Below are 16,655 nucleotides of genomic sequence, written 5' to 3' on the forward strand. Positions count from 1 at the left end.
GATCGTCTCAGCGCGCGAGTGCAGCGCGTGCCGCCTGCAGTTTTGCAAAATCCTCGCCGGCGTGGTGCGACGAGCGCGTCAGCGGACTCGCCGACACCATCAGGAAGCCCTTGGTATAGGCGACCTTCTCATAGCCGGCGAATTCGTCGGGAGTGACGTAACGCATGACCGCGTGATGTTTTCGCGTCGGCTGCAGGTACTGGCCGATGGTCAGGAAGTCGACGTCTGCCGAACGCAGGTCGTCCATCACCTGCAGCACCTCATGGCGCTGCTCGCCGAGCCCGACCATGATTCCCGATTTGGTGAAGATGGTCGGGTCGATCTCCTTGACCTTCTGCAGCAGGCGAATCGAATGGAAATATCGCGCGCCGGGCCGTACCGTCAGATAGCCCGACGGCACCGTCTCCAGATTGTGGTTGAAGACATCCGGCTTGGCTGCGACAACGATCTCCATCGCGCCCGGCTTGCGCAAAAAGTCCGGCGTCAGGATCTCGATGGTGGTGGTCGGGCATGCCGCGCGGATGGCGCGGATGGCGCGGATGGTCTGGGCAAAGTGCTCGGCGCCGCCATCGGCGAGGTCGTCGCGGTCGACCGAGGTGATGACCACGTGATGCAAGCCCAGCTTCGACACCGCCAGCGCCACATGCTCCGGCTCCGCCGCGTCGAGCGCCCCGGGCATCCCGGTCTTGACGTTGCAGAACGCACAGGCGCGCGTGCACGTGTCCCCCATGATCATGAAGGTGGCGTGCTTCTTGTCCCAGCACTCGCCGATATTGGGGCAGCCAGCCTCCTCGCAGACGGTGACCAGGCCGTTTTCCTTGACGATCTTGCGGGTGTCGCCATAGCCGCGCGTGGTCGGCGCGCGAACCCGGATCCAGTCCGGTTTCGGCGGCGAGGCCGAATCCGGCCGGTTCACCTTTTCGGGGTGACGCGGGCGCAACTGGTTGGTGGAAACCGTATCGAGGACGACGACCATTGACTGTCCATTCTGAGTGAAACTCTAGGTAATCCGCCGCGCCGTGACCCGCAACCCACTCGCCTTGCCGTGGCTTGGTCATTAGCATGCCGGATGCCCTGCCGCACCCGTCGGCCCTTCATGCCTGCCAAGCCCTTGCAAGCCCAATTGAATGCCTCAAAGCCCAAGAGTCCCAAGTCGAACCGCTCCCGCCCCTGCAAAGGGCCTGGGAAAGCCGCTCAAGCGCGGCTTCTTCGCGCGCAGCGTTCATGAGGTGGCGCCCGAGCTGATCGGTGCCACGCTGCTGGTCAACGGCGTCGGCGGTATCATCGTCGAGGTCGAGGCCTACCACCACACCGACCCGGCGGCGCATTCGTTCAACGGGCCGACGCCGCGCAACATGGTGATGTTCGGGCCACCCGGCTTTGTCTATGTCTACCGCTCCTACGGCATCCACTGGTGCGTCAATTTCGTCTGCGAGAAGGAGGGCTCGGCCAGCGCCGTGCTGATCCGCGCCCTGCAGCCGACGTTCGGAATCGGCGAGATGCAATTGCGGCGCGGGCTTGAGGACGAGCGGTTGCTGTGCTCGGGGCCGGGAAAACTGTGTCAGGCCTTGGGGATCACCCATGCCCATAACGGGCTGGCGCTGGACGCCCCGCCATTCGACATTCTGGCGCGGACCGAGGCGCCCGAGGTGATATCCGGGACGCGCATCGGCCTCACCAAAGCGGTGGAACTGCCGTGGCGCTACGGGCTGAAAGGCTCGAAGTTTCTGAGCAAGCCGTTTTCGAAGTGAGGCTGTCTTGTCCCGGACGCGGTGCAGCGCAGGCGAAGCGAAGCTTCGCCGACAACGCTGCTCCGCAGAGCCGGGACCGTCACGGGCGACAGCGTCCGCAACGGCCCCGGATCTGCAGCGCACCACGTCGCTTCGAGACGTACTGCGCAGCGTCCGGGGCACGAGAGTAGCTTTACACCGCGCTCTTGAGCCGCTCCATGGCCTCCAGCACCTTTTCCTTGCGGGCCACGGCCTCGGCGCGCTTTTCCTTCTCTTCCTCGACGATCTCCTCCGGCGCGTTGGCGACGAATTTCTCGTTGGAGAGCTTGGCATCGACGCGCTTGATGTCGGCCTCGGCCTTGGCCAGTTCCTTGGCGAGTCGCGCCTGTTCGGCGCCGACATCGATCACGCCCTTCAGGGGCAGTGCGACGACTTCGCCGCGGATGAGCAGTTGCACCGAGCCGTCGGGGGCACGATCGGCCGATGACACCTCGCCGAGGCGTGCCAGCCGCTTGATCACGTCGCTCCAGCGCACCGCGCGCGCCTGGGTCTCGGCGGAGGCGCCGGCCAGCACCAGCGGCGTCAAGGTCGCCGGGGTGATGTTCATCTCGGCACGCACCGAGCGCACCGCGGTGACCAGATCGACCACCCAGCCGATCTCGGCTTCAGCGGCGTCATCGCGGAAGTCGGCCACGGGATCCGGCGTGGCCATCAGGATCGGCGTCACCAGCGGATCGCTGGCGGCAGTGGCGATCATCAGCGCTTCCTGCTCCTGGGTCAGGCCGCGCGCCTTCAGCGGCCACGGCGCCAGCGCCAGCAGGCCCGAGCGCGGCGCGGTCACCGCCCACAGCTCTTCGGTGATGAAGGGCATGAACGGATGCAGCAACTTGAGGATCTCGTCGCGCGCCCACGCGACCATGGCGCGGGTCTCGGTCTTGGCGGGCGAATCCTCGCCCATCATCACCGGCTTGGCCAGTTCGAGGTACCAGTCGCAATACACGTTCCAGACGAAGCGATAGGCGGCGCCGGCAGCGTCGTTGAAGCGATAGGCTTCGATGGCTTCGGTGATCTCACGGGTGGCGCGTGCGGTCTCGTGCGCGATCCAGCGATTGACCACTTCGGTTGCCTTGGTCGGATCGAAATCCGGCGGCAGGAAGCACTCGTTCATCTCCGCGAAGCGGCACGCGTTCCACAGCTTGGTCGCGAAGTTGCGGTAACCCTCGACGCGTTGCGGCGCCAGCTTGATATCGCGGCCCTGCGCGGCCATGGCGGCCAGCGTGAAGCGCAGCGCATCGGCGCCGTAATCGTCGATCAGGTGCAGGGGGTCGATGACGTTGCCCTTCGACTTCGACATCTTGGCGCCCTTCTCGTCGCGGACGAGGGCGTGGATGTAGACCGTCGGGAACGGCACTTCCTTCATGAAGTGCATGCCCATCATCATCATCCGGGCGACCCAGAAAAAGATGATGTCGAAGCCGGTGACCAGCACGTTGGTCGGGTAGTAGCGCTCCACGTCGGTGGTATCGTCGGGCCAGCCGAGCGTCGAGAACGGCCACAGCGCCGACGAGAACCAGGTGTCGAGCACGTCTTCATCACGCGTGATGAAGCCGGCGCGCTTCTCCGGATCTAGTGCCATGTCATGGCCCTGCTCTGCGGTAATGACTTCCTGCTCGACGTAATAGCCGAGCGCGTTCCCGACAGCTTCTTCCTCGGTTTCGGCGACGAACACCTTGCCGTCCGGTCCGTACCAGGCCGGGATCTGATGGCCCCACCACAGCCGGCGCGAGATGCACCAGGGCTGGATGTTCTCCATCCACTCGAAGTAGGTCTTCTCCCAGTTCTTGGGCACGAAGGTTGTTTCGCCCGAGCGCACCGCGGCGATCGCCGGCTGTGCCATGGTCTTGGCATCGACGTACCACTGGTCAGTCAGATAGGGCTCGATGACCACGCCGGAGCGATCGCCGTGAGGCACCATGTGGGTGTTGGGCTCGACCTTCTCGAGAAAGCCGAAATCCTCCAGCCGCACCAGAATGCTTTTTCGCGCGGCGAAGCGCTCCATGCCGTTCAACTCATCGACCAGTTGCTCGGAGCCAACGGGCAGACCGCGCAAATAGTCCTCGTTGTCCTCGAGCGCCAGCCGGCCCTCGGTGTCGAGAATGCTGATCTGCGGCAGGTTGTGCCGGCGGCCAACTTCGAAGTCGTTGAAGTCGTGCGCCGGGGTGATCTTGACGGCACCGGACCCCTTTTCGGGGTCGGAATATTCGTCGGCGACGATTGGAATGAGGCGGCCGACCAGCGGCAGCACGACATGCTTGCCGATCAGGTGGGTGTAGCGTTCATCGTCGGGGTTCACCGCCACGGCGCTGTCGCCGAGCATGGTTTCCGGGCGCGTGGTGGCGACCACGATGAAGGTGCTGGCGTCGTCGGGATCGAATGTCTTGCCCTGCAGCGGATAGCGCAGATGCCACAGGTTTCCCTTGACCTCGATCTGCTGCACTTCGAGATCGGAGATCGCGGTGAGCAGCTTCGGATCCCAGTTGACCAGACGCTTGTCCTTGTAGATCAGGCCTTCGCGGTGCAGTTGCACGAACACTTTCACGACGGCGCGGGACAGCCCCTCGTCCATCGTAAAACGCTCGCGCGACCAGTCGCAGGAGGCACCGAGGCGCTTCAGCCGATTGACGATGACGCCGCCGCTCTCGGCCTTCCATTGCCAGACGCGCTCGAGAAACTTCTCGCGGCCCATGTCGCGGCGACCGGGCTCCTTGCGCTCCATCGGCTGGCGCTCGACCACCATCTGAGTGGCGATGCCGGCGTGGTCGGTGCCGGGCTGCCACAGCACGTCGCGGCCGCGCATGCGCTCGAAGCGGCACAGCACGTCCTGCAGCGTGTTGTTCAGCGCATGACCCATGTGCAGAGAGCCTGTCACATTGGGCGGCGGGATCACGATCGTATAGGGCTCGGCGTCGATGCGGTCCGCGCGTCCGGCCTTGAACGCACCGGCCTGTTCCCAAGCGGCGGCCATGCGGCCTTCGATATCTGCGGGCTGATAGGTCTTTTCGATCATGACAATTCAATCGGTCAGGAGTTTTCGGCGCCTTCTCGACACCTTGGCGGGTGCGCAGGCCGAACGCGCTAGAAACCCGCCAGCGGGCGCCAAGTCAACATGATGGCAGGTATAATTGGCCGCAGCGGCCAGACAAAGGCAGCATGGAGCGGTGGCGGGCTCCCGGGCGACTAACGGCCGCCGCGCGAAACCCGCTCGATTTCGGCCTTGACGATGCGCTCGACCAGACCAGGCAGATTGTCGTCGAGCCAGGACTTCAGCATCGGCCGCAGCATCTCCTTGACGAGATCCTCCAGCGTACGGGCGTTGTTGCTCAGCACTGTATTGGCCAGCGTGTTGAAGGCAGATTCCACGGCCGATACGGTAGAATGCGACAGTATCTGCTGCTGGGGCGCCGGCGGCGGGTCGTAAGACGGCGGATCGAATACCGGTGACCGCGGGCGCTCGGTAGTTGCGGCGACCGCTTCGGCGAATTCCAGGTCGTCCTCGGGCTCGACGTGCTGGAAAGCAGGTTCGGGCTCCGGATCAGGCAGCACCATGTCGTCTGTCAATTCGAACACGTCGCCGTCGGGCAGCGGCGGCCGGACCTCCTCCTCGGTCGTGGCGGCATCGAGACCGGCCAGCAGAGCGTCAATGTCGTCCTGCCCGTTGGTAGCCGCAGGCTCCGGCGCCGGTGCCGGCTTGGGCACAGGCGGCGCGGCCTTTGCGACGGCGGCCTGCGCAGCGGGAATGGCCGACGGAGGAATGTTGGTCATCGCCGCAGGCTTCGGCGCGACGGCTGCGGGCTTCGGCGGTTCCGGCTTCACCGGTTGCGGCGCGGGTACAGGCTCAGCGGCGACGGGCTTGGCTTCGTCATCGGCGATGATGCGTCGGATTGACGCCAGAATCTCCTCCATGGAGGGTTCCTGGACCTTTGCAGGCTGCGTCATGTCCGACTCCACATCATCAACATCCTCGTCCACATTTACACCAGACGAGGCTCGATTTGCCGGTTCTCGATGTGCGGGCGGGCTTTTCATCGCGCCAGCCCGACTTGTCCCCAGATCAAGCAATGCCCGACCAAGCGCATGTCACGCCGATCGCGCGTCGAATCGCCTTGCTACCTGAGGGAAAGTTACGTCATCGCAACAATCGATTGCAAGCAAAGGGCTGTGCGGACAGCCCTTTGCGCAGCCGCCGAACGTCGCTCAGCGGCCGTCGGGGGTCCGCACGCCGCCCCAGCTATCGCGCACCTGCTGGTAGTGGACGCTGGGATCGTAGACCGTGGTGGAGAGCTTGAGCACGGTCGGCGACAGCCGGCCGACCGCATTGAGCACCGCATATGATGCCACGACGCGGTCATGCTGGGCCGTGACCAGCGCAACGCGCGCGTTGACCAGCGCCTGCTGTGCATTCAACACGTCCAGCGTGGTACGCTGGCCGGCCTTGGCTTCCTCGCGCACGCCATTGAGCGCGATTTCCGATGCCGACACCTGGGCCTGCGCCGACGACACCTGCGCCCTGCCCGCCAGCAACTGTCCCCATGCCTGCACCACGCTGGCGCGGGTCTGATCCCGGGTCTGTTCCAGCACCAGACGCTGCTGGGCGAGCGATTCCTTGGACTGGCGGATCAGCGCGTATTCGGCGCCGCCCTGATAGATCGGCACCGAGATCTGGGTCACCGCAGACGCCGTGAAGCCGCGCGGACTCGAGATCGACGATTCCCAAGCCTGCTGCGCGCCGACTTGCAGCGTCACAGTCGGAAACAGCGCGCCTTCACTGACCTTGACGTTGAGGAAGCTGACGTCGATGCCGAACATTGCCGCGGTCACATTCGGGTTCTCGGTCAAGCCGAGGTCGATGGCGGAAGGCAAGGTCGAAGGCAGGAAGCGATCGACCGGCGAACCGGCAGCGAGCGCGACCGGCTCGCTGCCGATGATGCGGCGAAAATTCGATCGCGTGGTGGTCAGGGTGGATTCGGCAGTCGGCTGCTGCGTGCGGCCAGCGGCAAGCTGCGCTTCCGATTGTGCCACGTCGGTGCGGGTCACTTCGCCGACATTGAAGCGGTCGCGGGTCTGCTTCAGCGTTTGCTCGAGCACGCGGACGTTGCTGCGCTGAACTTCCAAAGTGGCTGAGTCGCGCAGATAGTCCATGTAGATGGTGGCGGCCGCCAGCATCACCGACTGCTCGAGAACGCGCAGGCCTTCGCGAGCCGACGAAACCTGGCCTTCGGCGGCACGGGTGCGGTTGGCGGTCTGCTGGCCATTGAACAGCGTCTGCGTCACGGTCGCGCCCACGGAGCGCGGAACCTGTGTGCCGGTCAGATGAGACGCGCCGAGCTGAGAGGTGGCCACGGCATCGGTGTACTGGTAGCCGGCGCTCGCGGTCACGGCGACCTTAGGGCGATAGCCCGACAGAGCCTGGGGAACGTTCTCGTCAGTGGCGCGCACCGAGGCGCGCTGGGCATTGAGCTGGGGGTTATTCTGGTAGGCGCGGATCAGCGCAGCCTCGATCGTATCGGCCCGGACGGGCGTAGCGCCGACAAATGCCAGCAAGAGGGCCGCAGTCGCAGCGCCGGTAAGGACTTTTACGCCACCCATTCGAGGTATTCCATCTATGCCGTTCACCGGCCGAGCCACAATGCGGGCTCGGGACCCGGGTCGTTAAGTCTTGAGTCTTCACTCACCATATTCCTCGCAACCGCGAGACGGAACCCCGGGAGCCGGCTCCGGTGGCTTATTCCTGTGAAAACTTGGCAGCTGGGACATCCAAGCCACACTTGAAATGCCGCGCGCACAATACAGGTCTATGTCCCCCTAGAAAACGAAGGCCGGACGTTTCTCCAACCCCGGCAGCACCGGAACTGCCGCATCGAACAGCGCCCGGGTTCCGAAATCATCCTGAGAGTGGGTGACGATCATCGCGCGCTGCGGCAGGCCCATGGCAAACACGCCGAGCAGTCGCCCACCGGGCGCCAGCTGCTTGTACAGCCCCGCGGGGACGATCTCGGTGGCGCCGACCAGCACGATCACATCGTAGGGGGCGTTGGCGGCGTAGCCATCGGCAGCCATAGCCGCCACGCATTCGACATTGGCCGAGCCGAGCTTCGCCAGGCAATCGCGGGCTTTGGCCACCAGAGCCGGACCGCCTTCGGTCGCAGTCACCCGCGCGGCCAGCTTCGCCACCACGGCGGCCGAATAGCCGGTGGCGCAACCGACCACCAGCACATTATCGGTTGGCTTGATGTCGGCGGCCTGCAGCATCCGCGCCAGCACCACCGGCTTGATCAGGAAGCGCTTGTCCGCGCCGGGCGCGCTGATGTCGAGATCGATGTCCAGATAGGCCAGCGCCCGCTGGCTGGCGGGGATGAAGTCTTCGCGCGGCACCGCCAGCATGGCGTCGATGATCCTGAGATCGGTCACATCGCTGGGACGCACCTGACCATCAACCATCTTCTGGCGGGCGGTCGAAAAATCGGACATGGGCGATCCCTTGCAAGTGGCTGTAACTTCCTCAGCAAGGAATTACGGCAGTGCCAAGTCTGATGCAAGGTTGCTTGAAAGGCAACGCCACGGAGGTCAGCGACCGGTCATGTGACGGAAATTTTGGCTCCCCGGGCCGGATTCGAACCAGCGACCATTCGATTAACAGTCGAATGCTCTACCACTGAGCTACCAGGGAACAGGCGAATTGCTTCGCAGGCCGCAGCGTATAACAAAGCATTCTCGCGTTGCAAAGCGGGAAATGCCCGGACACCCAACAAGCGTCTTTTTTGCTGGGAAAATGCAGAAAGACTCGATTTTACAGGCCTTTCTGCCGCGTCGTTGGATGCGCTTGGGCCACAAGGGACTGCGGCGCGTCCCCGGCGAATCCATTATTGAATCGCCAAAACGTCGCAATCCGGCATGAGACTAGGCGAAGTTTCGAATCGAATGAGGTATTTCATGCCGGCCATTCAGACGCGATCCACGCTCCCCCACGTCGACCCTGCCTCCCTGCCCTTCGTCAGCGATGACGAATGCCTGATCCGGCTGGCTGCAGCGGTGCAAACCCACGACAGCGACCGCCTCGACGAACTTGCCCTGTTGATCGGCCGACTCGCGGTTCCCATCGAATAGCGGCGCGCCCGATTCCAGCGGATTGAAGGCATTCTGCGTCTGGAAGGACGGCGCGTGTAGCGGCGCGCTCGGCGTTTCCGAATCGAACCATTTTCGGGATTGCGGCAATAGGCCGGTAACCAAGCTGTCTGCGGCGTGTGGATCGATACAATTTGAGCGATCCATTCAACGGCATCACAAATGCTTTTCGCCAAGTTGCGCCCAGACAGGGAGCGTGACGATGAGCGAAGCTGAATTCGAACTTTTGCTGGATATGGTCAGGACTGAAATGGAGCCGGATCCGCAGGATCTCGCCAGCCTGCAGACCTTCTTCTCAGAGGTTCCCCTGGCCGCCAACGACAATGGCACCGCGTGGCCGCTGGTTCCGTTCCCCGACGGCTGGGAAGCCTCTTGCTGACGCATTCGTTGCGTCGCCTGCCAGAGACAGGCGACTCAACCGCCTCCCGTGCAAAGCACGGATCCTCAGCCTGAGATGTCGGTTGGAGTGATGGAGGCCACGTCGGGAATCGAACCCGAATAAACGGTTTTGCAGACCGGCGCGTAACCACTCCGCCACATGGCCCCATTGGCGCTTTGTTACAGTTGGTTCGCCGTTTAGGCAATGCCCCGCTGAAATCTTACCTGAGCCGCCGTGGATGGCGGCCCTCCCCGGCCTCTCCCGTGCCGACCCGGCACCATCCGGTGTCGGATCGTCCGAGGGGCCAGCGAGCGGTCAGGCCCGCTTCTTGCGGCGGTAGTCACGTTTCGGTTTTGGCTTCGGCGCCAGCTCCGGAATGGTGCTTTGCGCCTGGCGATAGGTCGCCAGCATGCGTTCGAACGCCGCATTGAGGGTTTCTTCGACATCGGGGCGCTTTTCCAGCCGGGCGATCAGCATGCCCGCCGCCTCGATGGTGGACAGCCCGTCCTTGCGCGGTTCCTTGCGCAGCTTGCCGTACAGCGATGGCTTTGCCGGTCCGAGAATGACCCGCTGCAGCTTCAGCATCCAGGCGTTGCGCCACCACAGCGCCTTGGCCTGGCTCCAGGTGCCGTCGAGGATCACGATGCCCTGGATGTCCTTGAGCAGCGCGCGCTGGTTCTCCTCGGCTTCGCCCTTGCGGTCGATGGCCAGGATGTCGCGGTCGGTCTCGAAGTCGGCGACCTTTGCGGAGCCGAGATACAATACGGCCCAGCGCGATTGGTCCTGGACCGGACGGCCGAGCGCCTTCGCCAGGCTCGGCCACGACAGGCCGACCTTGACCACGGCGTTCTTGAAATGGGCTGCGGCGACCCGGGCGGTGCCGAGCGCGCGGTCCTGCTCCTGCGGATGCTGCAGGATCAGGATGCTCAGCTTGTTCTCGATCGGCGTGATGCTGTCGCAGACGCACAGCGGCACAGGCTTCTGGCAGCGCGGACATTCCGGGATCGCTTCGGGCGCATCACCGGCTTTCAGTTCTGAATTTTTTGACATGGTCCGTCATACGCCGCGCCGCCGCCGGCTTCAACAGTTGTGACCAGACCGGCGCCGCTATTCCGCTGGCACCGGCAGAGGTGCGGGCCTCGATCGGCTGCGCAGCCGGTCGATCAGAAGGTAAATAACCGGCGTGGTGTAGAGGGTCAGGATCTGGGAAATCAAAAGCCCGCCGATGATGGTGATACCGAGCGGCCGGCGCAGTTCGGTGCCCGGCCCGGTGGCCACCACCAGCGGAATGGCCGCGAACAGGGCCGCCAGTGTCGTCATCAGGATCGGGCGAAAACGCACGCTACAGGCCTCGAAAATGGCGTCGACCGGTGACAGCCCGCGATTTCGCTCGGCGTCGAGCGCGAAATCCACCATCATGATGCCGTTCTTCTTGACGATGCCGATCAGCAGGATGATGCCGACAAAGGCGATCACCGTGAGCGGCGTGTTGGTGACCTGCAGGGCCAGCAGCGCGCCGAGCCCGGCGGAAGGCAGCGTCGAGATGATGGTCAGCGGGTGCACGAGGCTCTCATAGAGCACGCCCAGGACGATATACATCGCGATCAGGGCGCCCAGGATCAGCAACGGCTGCCGCCCGGTCGACTTGTTGAAGTCGCCGGCGTTGCCATCGAAGCTGCCGCGAATGCCTTCGGGCATGTGCAATTCATCGACGGCGCGCTGGATATTGGCGGTCACGGAGTCGAGCTGCACCCCGGGCAGCGTATTGAACGACACGGTGGTCGAGGGGAACGACTGCGAGTGAAATACCGCCAGTGCCGACAGCGTGCGGGTGGCGTGGACCACGGCCGACAGCGGCACCTGTGCGCCATTGGCGCCGGCCACAAAGATCCGGTCGAGGTCCGACGGATCGTTCTGGAACTTGCCGTCGATTTCCATGATCACCTTGTACTGGTTGCGCTGGGTGTAGATCGTGGAAATCTGCCGCTGTGAGAAGGCGTTGTTGAGCGCGTTGTCGATGTCCTGCACCTTGACGCCGAGGCTTGAGGCGGTCTTGCGATCGATCGACAGCGTCAGTTGCAATCCGCCGGGATCGCGGTCGCTGGAGACGTCGGTGATGCCCTCGACGCTCTCCAACCGCTTGCCGACCAGGGGGGCCCACTTCTGCAACAGGTCGAGATTGGTCGACGTCAGCGTGTACTGGTAGTTGGAATCGCTCTGGCGGCCGCCGGCGCGCAGATCCTGCGCTGCGAACATAAACAGTCGGATGCCTGGCACCATTCCGAGACTGCGGCGCAGCCGATTGATGACGTCTTCGGTGGAAGCGCCGTTGCGTTCCTCCGGCGACTTCAGGCTGATGAACATGGTGCCGCGGTTGGCGCCGCCGCCGCCCGGACCGCCGCCGCCAAGAATCGACCCGATGCTCTGTACGCCGGGGTCGGCCAGCACGAGGTCGGCAAGGCGCTGTTGCAGGCCGAGCATCGCCTGGAACGAGGTGTCGGCCGAGGCGCGCGTCGCGCCGATCACGAAGCCGCTGTCGTCGTTCGGAAAGAAGCCCTTCGGCGTCTTGATGTAGAGCGTCACCGTGAGCGCGATGGTGGCGAAGAAGACCAGCAGCGTCAGCAGCGGGAAGCCCAGCACCACATGAAGCGTGCGCTCGTAGAACGCCACGATACGCGACAGCGTGCCCTCGACAATGCGGTCGAAACGCGTCTCGGTGCTCGACAGGCCGGTCTTGATGTAATGCGCGCAGATCATCGGCGTCACGGTCAGCGACACCACGGTGGAGACCACGATGGAAAAGGTCAGCGTCAACGAGAACTCGCGCAAGAGACGGCCGACCAGCCCGTCCATGAAGATCAGGGGCGTGAAGGCGGCGATCAGCGACAGGCTGATCGACAGCACCGTGAAGCCGATTTGCCGGGCACCTTCCAGCGCCGCCTGCAGCGGCGCCATGCCCTCCTCCAGATTGCGGTACATGTTCTCGATCATGACGATGGCGTCGTCGACCACGAAGCCGACCGAGATGGCCAGTGCCATCAGCGACAGGTTGTTGATGGAGAAGCCGGCCAGCCACATGCCCGCACAGGTTCCGGCCAGCGCCAGCGGCACCGAGACGCCTGCCGCGATGGTGGGGATGCCACGGCGCAGGAACGCAAACACCACCACCATCACCAGGATGGCTGTGGCCAGCAGCGTCCACTGCATATCCTCGACCGAGGCGCGGATCGTGCCGGTGCGGTCGGTCAGGACGGAGACCTCGATACCGGCGGGGATCCATTGCTTGAGATCGGGGATCAGTGCCTTGACGCGATCGACGGTGTCGATGACGTTGGCGTCGCCCTGCTTGGTGATCTGGATCAGCACCGCCGGCTGCTTGTTGAACCAGGCGATGGAGCGGCTGTTGCGGGTGGCATCCTGGACGTCGGCCACATCCGACAGCCGCACATAATTGCCGTTCGAACTTTTGACGATGATGTCGCGGAATTCCTTGGCCGTACGCATTTGCGGGTTCATCGACAGCGTTTCGCTCTGCCGCGCCCCCTGGAAGATGCCGACCGGACCCAGCGGATTGGCGTTGACGATGGCGGTGCGGACGTCGTCGGTGGCGATGCCGGCATTGGACAGCGCTACCGGATTGAGCTGGATCCGTACCGCCGGCTGATCCGCGCCTGATGCGGTGACCTCGCCGACCCCCGGCACCTGCGAGATCCGCTGCACGATGACGGTATCGGCGACATCGTAGATCGCGCTGGCCGACATGGTCTTCGACGTCAGCGCCAGGATGAACACCGGCGCCGCCGACGGGTTGGCCTTGCGGAAATTAGGCAGCGTCGGCAGGTCGGTCGGCAGGTCGGCAAGCGATGCGTTGATCGCGGCCTGCACATCGCGCGCGGCGCGGTCGACGCTGCGGCCGATGGCAAACTGCAGCTGGATGCTGGTGGTCCCCAGCGAACTGGTCGAAGTGATCTGGTCGAGGCCGGCGATCACGCCAAGCCGCCGTTCCAGCGGAGCGGCCACCGTCGCCGCCATGATCGCCGGATCGGCGCCGGGCCGGCTGGCCGAGACCCGGATCATGGGGAAGTCCACATTCGGGACCGCCGCGACGGGCAGGAAATCGTAGGCGACGGCGCCGATCAAAAACAGGCCGATGCCGAGCAACGTGGTCCCGACCGGGCGCCTGATGAAGGGTTCCGAAATGGACGCCATTACGGCGCTCCCTTTGCCGCTTCTGCTGTCGGCGGCACCGGCGGCAGCGGGGCGGACGGCACGGCTCTCTCGAAGCGGCGATTGATGCGGTCCAGCGCCAGGTAGATCACCGGCGTGGTGTAGAGCGTCAGCAACTGGCTCAGCACCAGACCGCCGATGATCGACACGCCCAGCGGAAACCGGAGCTCGGCGCCGGTGCCGCTTTCTACCGCCAGCGGCAACGCGCCGAACAGCGCGGCGAGCGTGGTCATCATGATCGGTCGGAAGCGCAGCAGGCAGGCCTCGACAATAGCCGCTTCCGGCGTCATGCCGCGATGTCGCTCGGCATCCAGCGCGAAGTCGATCATCATGATGGCGTTCTTCTTGACGATGCCCATCAGGAGGATGATGCCGATCAGGCCGATCACTGAGAGGTCCTGCCCGGTCGCCATCAAAGCCAGGATCGCGCCGACGCCGGCCGAGGGCAGCGTCGAGAGAATGGTGATCGGGTGGATGTAGCTCTCATAGAGCACGCCCAGCACGATGTAGATCGTCACCAGTGCCGCGAGGATCAGCCAGGGCTGGCCGGACAGCGATTTGGAGAACTCAGCGGCATCGCCGGCGAACAGGCCGACGATGCTGCCGGGCATGCCTATCCGGGTCTCGATTTTCCGGACTTCCTGCACGGCGTCGCCGAGCGCCTCCCCCGGCGCCAGGTTGAAGCTCAGCGATATCGCCGGAAACTGCGCCTGATGCGAAATCGCCAGCGGCGCCGTGGTGCGCGTCAGCGTCGCCACCGCCGACAGCGGCACCTGGGCGCCGGCGGCGCCGGGCAGATACAGCTTGGACAGAACGTTCGGATCGCGCTGCTGCGACGGCAGCGCCTCCAGCACCACACGGTACTGGTTGGCCTGGCCGTAGATGGTTGAGATCTGGCGCTGCGCGAAGGCGTCGTTGAGCGTGTCGTTGATGGCCTGCAGACTGACACCGAGCTGGCCGGCGCGCTGGCGGTTGATATCCAGCGAGGCGCGCAATCCGCCGGCCTGGTTTTCCGACGAAACGTCGCGGAACATTGGATCGCGGCGCAGTTCGGCAACCAGTCGCTCCGACCACAGCGTGACCTGCGTCGAGTCCGTGCCGGTCAACGTATACTGGTACTGCGAACGGCTGGCCTGGGTGCTGATCTGGATATCCTGCACCGGCTGGAAATACACCGTCATCCCGGGAATGCCGGCGACGCTCTGCTTCAACCGCACGATGACCTGGCCGATGTCGTCCTTGCGCTCGCCGCGCGGCCTCAGATTCAACACAAGGCGGCCGACATTGGTGGTCGGGTTGACGGTGCCGCCGCCGATCACCGAGACCACGCCGGTGACGTCGGGGGCGGCCTCGATGGCCGCTGCCACTGCGCTCTGCCGGCTCTGCATTTCGGCGAAGGACACATCGGCGCCGGCTTCGGTCACCGCCGTAATCGCGGCGGTATCCTGCAGCGGCAGGAACCCCTTGGGGGCGACGATGTAGAGCACCACGGTGGCCGCGACGGTCAGGAACGTCACGACCAATGTGGCGCGCTGGTGCTGCAGCACCCACAGCAGCGTGCGGTGATAGAACGCGACCATGCGATCGATGCCGCGGCTGACCGCGGCGAGACCGGGCACCTGCCATTCCTCACCGGTGTGCTTCAGCAGCCGCGAGCACATCATCGGCGTCAGGGTGAGCGATACGACAGCCGAGGTGATGACGGCGATGGTCAGGGTCAGCGCGAATTCGCGGAACATGCGGCCGACCAGGCCCGACATGAACAGCAGCGGGATGAACACCGCGATCAGCGACACCGTCAGCGAGATCACGGTGAACCCGATTTCGCTGGCGCCGCTCAGGGCTGCCTGCATCGGGCTCTCGCCATCCTCCATGTGCCGGACGATGTTCTCGATCATGACGATAGCGTCGTCGACCACGAAGCCGGTGCCGATGGTCAGCGCCATCAGGGAAAGGTTATCGAGGCTGAAGCCGGCGAAATACATCACCCCGAAGCTGGTGATCAGCGACAGCGGCAGCGCCACCCCGGCAATCAGCGTCGCTCGCAGCGAGCGCAGGAACAGCAGCACCACCAGCGTCACCAGAATGACCGACAGCAGCAGCGTGAACTGCACGTCATGCACGGAAGCCCGGATGGTGACGGTGCGGTCGCTGACCACGGTCAGCTTGACGCCGGCCGGCATCGAGCGCTGCACCTTCGGAATCTCTTCGTTGATCTGGCGCACGACCTCGATGACATTGGCGCCGGGCTGGCGCTGGATCTCGATGATCACCGCCGCCGTGCCTTGATACCAGCCGCCGGTGCGGTCGTTCTCGAGCCCGTCGACGATCTGGGCGACGTCGCCGATCGTCACCGGCGCGCCGTTGCGATAGGCGATGATGATGGGGCGGTAGGCGTCGGCCGCGGCGATCTGGTCGTTGGCGGCGATGGTGTAGGCCTGCTGCGCGCCGTCGAGCGAGCCCTTCGGCCCGGACACGTTGGCGCCTGCGATCGCGGTGCGCAGGTCCTCCATCGCGATGCCATAGGCGGCGAGCCGCGACAGGTCGGCCTGGACCCGCACGGCCGGCTTAAGGCCGCCGAGCACGGCGACGCGGCCGACGCCGGAGATCTGGCTCAGCCGCTGCGCCAGCAGCGTGTCGGAGATGTCGCTCATGGCGCGCAGCGAGATGGTGTCGGAGGTCAGCGCCAGCGTCATCACCGGCGCATCGGCCGGATTGACCTTGGCGTAGACCGGCGGGTACGGCAGGTTCTTCGGCAGCACGCCGGCGGCGGCATTGATCGCCGCCTGCACGTCCTGGGTGGCGCCGTCTATATCCCGGTTGAGATCGAACTGCAGCGATACCGAACTGACGCCGAACGAACTGGTCGATGTCATCGAGGTCAGCGACGGAATCTGGCCGAGCTGCCGTTCCAGCGGCGCGGTGATCAGCGAGGCGATCACATCCGGGCTGGCGCCTGGCAGTTGCGTCGAGACCTGCACGGTCGGGAAATCGACCTGCGGCAGCGCCGAGACCGGCAGCGCCCAATAGCCAAGCGCGCCGCCGATCAGCAGCGCCACACCGAGCAGCGACGTCGCGACCGGCCGGCGAATGAAGGGTTCCGAGACGCTCATGGCTGCGCGCTCTTCGCTGTTGCG

The 16,655-nt window shown here is 64.7% G+C and carries 11 protein-coding genes and 2 tRNA genes; 2 read left to right on the top strand and 11 right to left on the bottom strand.

All coding sequences use genetic code 11. The annotated features are described in order from the left end of the window. Window positions 1–7 precede the first annotated feature (7 nt). Entirely contained in the window at window positions 8–976 is a 969-nt protein-coding gene (gene lipA, locus ACUXVA_RS21865) for a lipoyl synthase (protein WP_445488062.1), read from the bottom strand. A 151-nt stretch (window positions 977–1,127) separates the two neighbouring features. Between lipA and ACUXVA_RS21870 the strand changes: the two genes are divergently transcribed. Further along, a complete protein-coding gene (locus ACUXVA_RS21870) occupies window positions 1,128–1,751 on the top strand; it encodes a DNA-3-methyladenine glycosylase (RefSeq protein ID WP_265078388.1) in 624 nt (207 codons plus the stop codon). A 172-nt stretch (window positions 1,752–1,923) separates the two neighbouring features. Here the strand turns inward: ACUXVA_RS21870 and ACUXVA_RS21875 are convergent, their stop codons facing one another. From ACUXVA_RS21875 to ACUXVA_RS21900, 6 genes are all read right to left on the bottom strand, one after another. Then, the gene (locus ACUXVA_RS21875) at window positions 1,924–4,797 is read right to left on the bottom strand and encodes a valine--tRNA ligase (protein ID WP_445488064.1); all 2,874 of its coding nucleotides are present in this window, start codon (window positions 4,795–4,797) and stop codon (window positions 1,924–1,926) included. Window positions 4,798–4,967: 170 nt separating this feature from the next. After that, window positions 4,968–5,726 (bottom strand): PopZ family protein, encoded by a 759-nt coding sequence (locus ACUXVA_RS21880; RefSeq protein ID WP_445493331.1) that lies wholly within the window; start codon window positions 5,724–5,726, stop codon window positions 4,968–4,970. A gap of 258 nt (window positions 5,727–5,984) precedes the next feature. After that, window positions 5,985–7,376 carry a TolC family outer membrane protein gene (locus ACUXVA_RS21885; RefSeq protein ID WP_445488066.1) on the bottom strand — a complete coding sequence of 464 codons (1,392 nt, stop codon included), beginning with the start codon at window positions 7,374–7,376 and terminating at the stop codon, window positions 5,985–5,987. Between the two features lie 216 nt (window positions 7,377–7,592). Next, window positions 7,593–8,258 carry a protein-L-isoaspartate O-methyltransferase family protein gene (locus ACUXVA_RS21890; protein WP_265078385.1) on the bottom strand — a complete coding sequence of 222 codons (666 nt, stop codon included), beginning with the start codon at window positions 8,256–8,258 and terminating at the stop codon, window positions 7,593–7,595. A 124-nt stretch (window positions 8,259–8,382) separates the two neighbouring features. Next, window positions 8,383–8,457: transfer RNA gene (locus ACUXVA_RS21895), tRNA-Asn, on the bottom strand. Between the two features lie 230 nt (window positions 8,458–8,687). Continuing rightward, window positions 8,688–9,059, bottom strand: coding sequence for a hypothetical protein (locus ACUXVA_RS21900; protein WP_445488069.1), 372 nt, complete (start codon window positions 9,057–9,059; stop codon window positions 8,688–8,690). Window positions 9,060–9,114: 55 nt separating this feature from the next. On the opposite strand from ACUXVA_RS21900, the gene ACUXVA_RS21905 reads away from it, so the two are divergent. Further along, complete coding sequence (locus ACUXVA_RS21905) at window positions 9,115–9,291, top strand: hypothetical protein (protein ID WP_265078384.1); 177 nt, start codon at window positions 9,115–9,117, stop codon at window positions 9,289–9,291. 91 nt (window positions 9,292–9,382) lie between these two features. On the opposite strand, the gene ACUXVA_RS21910 is transcribed toward ACUXVA_RS21905, so the two are convergent. From ACUXVA_RS21910 to ACUXVA_RS21925, 4 genes are all read right to left on the bottom strand, one after another. Then, window positions 9,383–9,456: transfer RNA gene (locus tag ACUXVA_RS21910), tRNA-Cys, on the bottom strand. Window positions 9,457–9,606: 150 nt separating this feature from the next. Then, window positions 9,607–10,341: a tRNA-uridine aminocarboxypropyltransferase gene (locus ACUXVA_RS21915; RefSeq protein WP_265078383.1), complete on the bottom strand. Its 735-nt coding sequence runs from the start codon at window positions 10,339–10,341 to the stop codon at window positions 9,607–9,609. Window positions 10,342–10,398: 57 nt separating this feature from the next. Continuing rightward, on the bottom strand, window positions 10,399–13,500 hold the full coding sequence (locus tag ACUXVA_RS21920) for an efflux RND transporter permease subunit (RefSeq protein WP_445488071.1): 3,102 nt from the start codon (window positions 13,498–13,500) through the stop codon (window positions 10,399–10,401). Beyond that, window positions 13,500–16,631, bottom strand: a complete 3,132-nt coding sequence (locus ACUXVA_RS21925) for an efflux RND transporter permease subunit (protein ID WP_445488072.1) — start codon at window positions 16,629–16,631, stop codon at window positions 13,500–13,502. Before ACUXVA_RS21925 ends, ACUXVA_RS21920 begins: the two co-directional genes overlap by 1 nt. Window positions 16,632–16,655 lie beyond the last annotated feature (24 nt).

The organism is Rhodopseudomonas sp. RCAM05734 (genome assembly GCF_052658035.1).